This window comes from Stenotrophomonas sp. YJH_SMC_80, assembly GCF_059372495.1.
Map to the genome: position 1 here is coordinate 21388 of NZ_JCAFVP010000026.1, position 7434 is coordinate 28821.

4 protein-coding genes and 2 pseudogenes are annotated in these 7434 nt (G+C 65.9%); 5 read left to right on the plus strand and 1 reads right to left on the minus strand.

Translation table 11 applies throughout. The features are described 5' to 3' along the window. Positions 1-105: 105 nt before the first annotated feature. The 5 genes and pseudogenes from AC5P99_RS21140 to AC5P99_RS21160 form a co-directional block, all read left to right on the plus strand. Positions 106-2466, plus strand: a complete 2361-nt coding sequence (locus tag AC5P99_RS21140; RefSeq protein ID WP_005413288.1) for a DNA translocase FtsK — start codon at positions 106-108, stop codon at positions 2464-2466. A 39-nt stretch (positions 2467-2505) separates the two neighbouring features. Beyond that, positions 2506-4449: a DUF3857 domain-containing protein gene (locus AC5P99_RS21145; RefSeq protein ID WP_495213530.1), complete on the plus strand. Its 1944-nt coding sequence runs from the start codon at positions 2506-2508 to the stop codon at positions 4447-4449. A 111-nt stretch (positions 4450-4560) separates the two neighbouring features. Beyond that, on the plus strand, positions 4561-5199 hold the full coding sequence (lolA, locus tag AC5P99_RS21150; RefSeq protein ID WP_049448152.1) for an outer membrane lipoprotein periplasmic chaperone LolA: 639 nt from the start codon (positions 4561-4563) through the stop codon (positions 5197-5199). 483 nt (positions 5200-5682) lie between these two features. Continuing rightward, on the plus strand, positions 5683-6981 hold the full coding sequence (locus AC5P99_RS21155; protein WP_229297714.1) for a replication-associated recombination protein A: 1299 nt from the start codon (positions 5683-5685) through the stop codon (positions 6979-6981). 144 nt (positions 6982-7125) lie between these two features. Then, a pseudogene (locus AC5P99_RS21160) lies at positions 7126-7302 on the plus strand (DUF805 domain-containing protein); the annotation flags it as partial. Here AC5P99_RS21160 and AC5P99_RS21165 read toward each other — a convergent pair. After that, positions 7300-7434: pseudogene (locus AC5P99_RS21165) on the minus strand (IS3 family transposase); the annotation flags it as partial. The pseudogenes AC5P99_RS21160 and AC5P99_RS21165 sit on opposite strands and share 3 nt — an antisense overlap.

The window sequence follows — 7434 nt, forward strand, 5'->3', positions numbered from 1 at the left end:
GGTTTCGGCCCCCGGATTGGCCTGCCGGACGTCGCATAACTGAAAACTGACGCCGTCTCATTTATTATCAATCACTAACAGCGCATTCCAAAGGTATGGTCTAAGGTGGCGAAGCAGGTCCCCGAACGCTCCAAGTCCGACGACAGCAAGGCCTCACGTCGCACGGCCGCGGCGGCGACGACCGACAATCCACGCCGCCAGCGTCTCTGGCGCGATCTGGGCCTGATCGCCATCGCGCCGGCCCTGCTGTACCTGGCGGCCAGTCTTTTCACCTATTCAGCGACTGATCCGGGCTGGTCGCATACCGGCAGCGTGGTCGCGCCGGTGCACAATCTGGGTGGCCGCGCCGGGGCCTGGATCGCCGACGTGCTGCTGCAGCTGTTCGGCTACATCGCCTTCCTGCTGCCGGTGGTGCTCGGCGCGCTGGCGTGGATCGCCATGTTCGGGCTCAAGCGCGAGAGCAAGGGCGAGAACGACCTGGATCCTGCGCTGCGCCTGGTCGGCCTGGTCGGTTTCCTCATCGCTGGCACCGGCTTCCTGCACGTGCGCCTGTTCAGTGGCGACGTCTCCAGTGCCGGCGGCATCCTCGGCAAGCTGGTGGGCAATTCGCTTACGGTGGGCTTCGGCGCGCTGGGCGCCAACCTGTTCGTGCTGGTGCTGCTGCTGGCCTCGATCACCCTGGCCACCGGGCTGTCCTGGTTCACGGTGATGGAGAAGATCGGCCGTGGCGTGATGTCGCTGGCGCCGTTGCTGGAACGCAAGAAGGAAGAAGTCACCGAGTGGAAGCAGACCCGGGTGATGCGCGAGGAGCGCCAGGAAGTGCGCAAGGCCGACGCCGAGGTGCGCGCCAAGCGCGAGCCGGTGAAGATCGAGCCGCGTCCGGAGCCGGTGATCGAGAAGAGCGATCGGGCCAAGCGCGATACCCAGATTCCGATGTTCCGCGGCGTCAACGGTGATGGCTCGGACCTGCCGCCGCTGGCACTGCTGGATGATCCCAAGCCGCAGCCCAAGGGCTACGACGAAGAGACGCTGGAGACCCTGTCGCGGCAGATCGAGTTCAAGCTGAAGGACTTCCGCATCGATGCGCAGGTGGTCGGCGCCAATCCCGGCCCGGTCATCACCCGCTTCGAGATCGAGCCGGCACCGGGCATCAAGGTCAGCCAGATCAGTTCGCTGGACAAGGACATCGCGCGCGGCTTGTCGGTGAAGTCGGTGCGCGTGGTCGACGTCATTCCGGGCAAGTCGGTGATCGGCCTGGAAATCCCCAACGTCACCCGCGAGATGATCTTCCTGTCCGAGCTGCTGCGCTCGAAGGAATATGACAAGTCGGCCAGTGTGCTGACCCTGGCGCTGGGCAAGGACATCGCCGGTCGCCCGACCGTGGCCGACCTGGCACGCATGCCGCATCTGCTGGTGGCCGGTACCACCGGTTCGGGCAAGTCGGTGGCGGTCAACGCGATGGTGCTGAGCCTGTTGTTCAAGGCCTCGCCGAAAGACCTGCGGATGCTGATGATCGACCCGAAGATGCTCGAACTGAGCGTCTACCAGGGCATCCCGCACCTGCTGGCACCTGTGGTCACCGACATGAAGGAGGCCGCGAACGGCCTGCGCTGGTGCGTGGCCGAGATGGAGCGCCGCTACAAGCTGATGAGCGCAGTGGGCGTGCGCAACCTGGCCGGCTTCAACAAGAAGGTGAAGGAAGCCCAGGACGCAGGACAGCCGCTGATGGACCCGCTGTTCAAGCCGAACCCGGAGCTCGGCGAGGCACCGCGTCCGCTGGAAACGCTGCCGTTCATCGTCATCTTCATCGACGAATTCGCCGACATGATGATGATCGTCGGCAAGAAGGTGGAAGAGCTGATCGCGCGCCTGGCGCAGAAGGCGCGTGCGGCCGGCATCCACCTGATCCTGGCCACGCAGCGCCCGTCGGTGGACGTGATCACCGGCCTGATCAAGGCCAACATCCCGACCCGTATCGCCTTCCAGGTCAGCTCCAAGATCGACTCGCGCACCATCCTCGACCAGTCCGGCGCGGAAACACTGCTGGGCCACGGCGACATGCTGTACCTGCCGCCGGGCACCGCGCTGCCCGAGCGCGTGCATGGTGCGTTCGTGTCCGACGATGAAGTGCATCGCGTGGTCGAGCACCTCAAGGCGATGGGCCCTGCCGACTATGTGGACGGCGTGCTGGACGAAGTGCAGACGATGGGCGACGGCGTGGTCGTCGGCGCCACCGGCCTGCCCGAGAACAGTTCGTCCGGCGACGAGTCCGACCCGTTGTATGACGAAGCACTGCGGGTGGTCACCGAGACCCGCCGTGCATCGATTTCCGGCGTGCAGCGCCGGCTGAAGATCGGCTACAACCGTGCAGCGCGACTGATCGAGGCCATGGAAGCGGCCGGCGTGGTCAGCCCGCCCGAGCACAATGGCGACCGCACGGTGCTGGCACCGCCGCCGCCGAAGTAAGACCCGACGTATCCCCCACGACGTCCAAGGAACCGACGCATGCTTCACCCCGTACCAAGCGCGCTGGCACTGGCGCTGGCAGCCTTCCTGGCTGCCGGCCCGGCACTGGCAGACACCGCCACCTCCGCGCCCGCCACGGCGCCGCCTTCCACCAGCGGCGATACCGAAGCCAGCAATAACTTCAGCATTGTCCGTTACCGCGCCGACTACCAGGTGCGGCCGGATGCCGGCAATGTGCAGACCGAAACCTACGAAGTGCTGCTCAAGACCAAGGCCTCGGTCGAGCAGTTCAGCCAGGTGCGGCTGAGCTACAGCGAGAAGATGGAAACCCTGGAGGTGCTTGGCGCCTACACCATCACCGCCGACGGCCAGCGCCGTGACGTGCCGGCCGACCGCATCTACACCCAGGAAAGCTACTCCAGCGCCTCGGCGGCGATGTATGCCGACCGCAAGGTGCGGGTGATCGTGTTCCCGAACCTGGCCCCGGGCACCCGTCTGTACTACCAGGTGCGCCGCACCCAGGCCACGCCGTACTTCCCGGGCTATTTCGGCCTGTGGGAGACCTTCAATGTGTTCACCGAGTACGAGGACGCCGAAGTTACCCTGAGTGCGCCGGCCAACCTGCCGATGTTCATCGACAGCCGCGGCGTGCAGGGCAGCGATCGGCCGACGGTGAAGAATGGCCAGGCGCAGTGGCGCTGGCGCTACCAGCGTCGCGAGGCGATGCCGGCGCAGAACTGGTCGGCGGCGGGCTGGGAGTTCGGCCCGAACATCATGGCCAGTACCTATCGTGACTGGTCGCAGATGGGTCGCGCCTACCAGGTCAAGGCGGGCCCGGCGGCCGAGGTGACCCCGGCGCTGCAGGCGCTGGCTGATGAGATCACCGCGGGTATCAGCGACCGCCGCGAGCAGGCTGATGCGCTGTATCGCTGGGTTGCGCAGAACATCCGCTACGTGGCGGTGTACCTGGGCAATGGCGGGCTGGAGCCGAACAGCGCGCAGAGCATCCTCGACAACCACTATGGTGACTGCAAGGACCATGTGACGATCCTGGAGGCGCTGCTGGCAGCCAAGGGCATCGCCAGCTCGCCGGTGCTGATCGGTGCCGGCGGCGGTCCGACGCTGCCGAAGATTCCGGTGCTGGGCCGCTTCAACCACGCCATCACCTACATTCCCGAGTTTGATCTGTACCTGGATTCGACCACCGCGTGGGCGCGCTTCGGTCAGCTGCCAGAGGGTGACCTGGGTGCACCGGTGATGCGTACCCGTGACGCCACGCTGGCGCGCACCCCGGCCAACACGCCGGAGCGTAACGCCACCTCGATGGAAGTGCGTTTCACCTTCGACGCCAACGGCAACCTGCGCGGCGAGACCATTCCGAAGCTGGGCGAGAACGCCGAGATCGGCATGCGCGCCCAGTTCTCCCAGCTCAACGCGCAGAACCGTGCGCGCGCTGAAGAGCAGATCATGGCCGCCTCTGGTTTCGATGGGCGAGGGCAGCTGCAGATCCAGGGCGTGCCGGTCGACCTGACCCGGCCGTTTGGCTACCGCATGGCGTTCCAGGCCGAGGACTACGCCGACTTCAGCGTGGCCGGCGGCATGGCCGTGCCGGATCCGCCGGGTGGCGAGTCGGTGCGTGGGCTGTACGCCACTGCCTCGGCGCCGGCCAACGAAACGCCGTTCTACTGCAATGCCAGCCTGCGCGAGGAAACCTATCGCCTGCAGTTCCCGGCCAATGTGCCGATCATCGCCATCCCGGCCAGCCAGCGTTTCGCCAATGCAGCCGGCGAGTACCGGGTGGACTGGAGTCGCGAGGACCAGGAGGTGATCGTGCACCACCGCTTGCAGCAGAATGCGGTGCGTGGGCCAGAGGCGTTGTGCCAGCCGCAGGACTATCCGGCGTTCCGCGCGCTGTATCGCGAAGTGCGGCGTGGCTTCCGCGGCCAGGTGCTGTACGGCAAGCTGCCGGGATCCGGTGGCTGAATCGCCGATGGACGTTCAGGGCGGCATAATGTCGCCCTGATCGCCCATTCATCTTTCCCCGGGCACACTGGCAACCACCTTTCCTGGCGCCCGCGCCCACAGGATTCCCGCATGAACTTCCGCTTCCGCCGTTTCCTTGCCACCACCACCCTGGCCGTGGCCTGTGCCGCCGCCGGCAGCGCCTGGGCTGGCGCCCGCGATGACCTGAAGACCTTCACCAGCGGCCTGAAGGGCCTGGATGGCCAGTTCAGCCAGCAGGTGTTCGACAGCCGTGGCAAGGTGAAGGAATCGACCAGTGGCCGAGTGGCCCTGTCGGCGCCGCGCCTGTTCCGTTGGGAATACGTGCGCCCGCACGAACAGCTGATCGTGGCCGACGGCAAGAAGGTCTGGATGTACGAGCCGGACCTGGAGCAGGCCACCGTGCGCGAGCAGGGCAAGGAAGAGCAGAACAGCCCGCTGACCGCGCTGATCAACCCGGCGCTGCTGGAGCAGCAGTACGACGTCAGCGAAGAGGCCGCGCAGCGCGACGGCCTGCAGTGGCTGTCGCTGTCGCCGAAGCGCGAGACCGAAGCCAGCTTCCAGTACGCCGCGCTGGGCTTCAACGCCCAGGGCCTGGCCAGGATGGAAATCACCGATGCGGTTGGCCAGCGTACCGTGATCAGCTTCAGTGGCTGGAAGCGCAACCCGGGCTTCGCGGCCGGCACCTTCAGCTTTACGCCGCCGAAGGGCACCGACGTCATCGGTAATTGATCTGTGGGCGGAGGCGCTTTGGTGGGTGTCAACCTTGGTTGACACGCTTTTGATCTGCCGGCTTTGATCTGCCGGCCAGCGGCCGGCACTACCACCCGTGCGGCCTGATCCGCCGGGCATGGCCTGGCCCTACCTGCTCTGGTGGGTGCCAACCGGGACCGCCTTGGTGGGTGTCAACCTTGGTTGACATGCTTTTGATCTGCCGGCCAGCGGCCGGCACTACCACCCGTGTGGCCTGATCGCCGGCATGGCCCGGCGCTTTCTGCTCTGGTGGGTTTCAACCGGCACCGCCTTGGTGGGTGTCAACCTTGGTTGACACGCTGTTGATCTGCCGGCCAGCGGCCGGCACTACCAGACATCGCGTCCCGCCCGCCGGGCACGGCCCGGCGCTACCGTTGGGCGGCGCGGTACAATGACCGGGTGCCAAGACATCGCTCCACTTCATTCCCCGGACCCGATCTGCTGAGCGTCGATCGGGAACACATGCGCCCGCTGGCCGAGCGCATGCGCCCCCGCACCCTGGACGAAATGGTCGGGCAGAAGCGCCTGCTGGCGCCGGACAGTGCGCTGCGCCGCGCGGTCGAATCCGGTCGCGTGCATTCGATGATCCTGTGGGGGCCGCCGGGCTGCGGCAAGACCACGCTGGCGCTGCTGCTGGCCGAGTACGCCGATGCGGAATTCCGCGCCATCTCTGCCGTGCTGTCCGGCCTGCCGGAGGTGCGCCAGGTGCTGGCCGAGGCCGCGCAACGCTTCGCCGAAGGCCGCCGCACCGTGTTGTTCGTGGATGAGGTGCACCGCTTCAACAAGGCGCAGCAGGATGCGTTCCTGCCGCATATCGAGCGCGGCACCATCCTGTTCGTCGGTGCCACCACCGAGAATCCATCGTTCGAGCTGAATTCGGCGCTGCTGTCGCGTTGTCGCGTGCACGTGCTGGAAGGCGTTTCGCCCACAGACATCGTTGAGGCGCTGGAGCGTGCGCTGGGTGACCGCGAACGCGGCCTGGGCGAAGAGGGCATCGAGGTCGCGCCGGAACTGCTGCTGGAAATCGCCACCGCTGCCGATGGTGATGTACGCCGTGCGCTGACGTTGCTGGAAATTGCCGCCGAGCTGGCGGGCGGGGAGGGTGGCCGCATCACGCCGCAGACCCTGACCCAGGTGCTGGCCGACCGCACCCGCCGTTTCGACAAGGGTGGGGAGCAGTTCTATGACCAGATCTCGGCGCTGCACAAGTCGGTACGCAGCTCCAATCCTGATGCCGCGCTGTACTGGCTGACCCGCATGCTCGATGGCGGTTGCGATCCGTCATACCTGGCGCGCCGGCTGACCCGCATGGCCATCGAGGATATCGGCCTGGCCGACCCGCGTGCGCAGAGCATGGCGCTGGAAGCGTGGGACATCTATGAGCGACTGGGCAGTCCGGAGGGCGAACTCGCGTTCGCCCAACTGGTGCTTTATCTGGCCAGCACGGCGAAGTCGAATGCCGGCTATGCGGCCTTCAACCAGGCCAAGTCCGATGTGCGCGAGAGCGGCACAGAAGAAGTGCCGCTGCACCTGCGCAATGCGCCGACCAAGCTGATGAAGGAACTGGGCTACGGCGCCGAGTACCAGTATGACCACGATGCGGAGGGTGGCATCGCGCTCGACCAGACCGGTTTCCCGGATGCGATGGGCGAACGGGTGTACTACAACCCGGTGCCGCGCGGGCTGGAAATCAAGTTGAAGGAAAAGCTGGATCGTTTGCGCGCCGAGCGTGAGGCGGCAAGGGCCGCGAAGGGCCGCTGACCCGGTTCATGTGGCGTCGAGCCATGCTCGACTGCTTTTCGCAGCACTTCACGGCTCCTGACAGCCGAGCATGGCTTGGCTCTACATTGTCCTGCACGCGTTCATTTGGCACACTGCGCGGCTACTTTTTCAAGGATCGATGCCGTGCAGGAAATGATTCTGCCGTTGAAGCGCTACGCCCAGTTCGAGGGCCGCGCCAACCGCCGCGAATACTGGATGTACCAGCTGTTCCTGTTCCTGGTCGCAACCGCGGTGATGCTGCTGGCTGGCGTGCTGGCGATCCTCCTGCGCAACAGTGCCGATGCACTGGCTGGGGTTCTACCCCGAAATCACGGACGGTTGTAAAAGGGCTGAGAACTTCTGGTCTTGCCTGGCGACCCTTCGTCGCATCCTCGGGTTGTGGAACCGCTCGATGTATTCGAACACATCCGCCCTCGCGGCATCGAGCGTTGG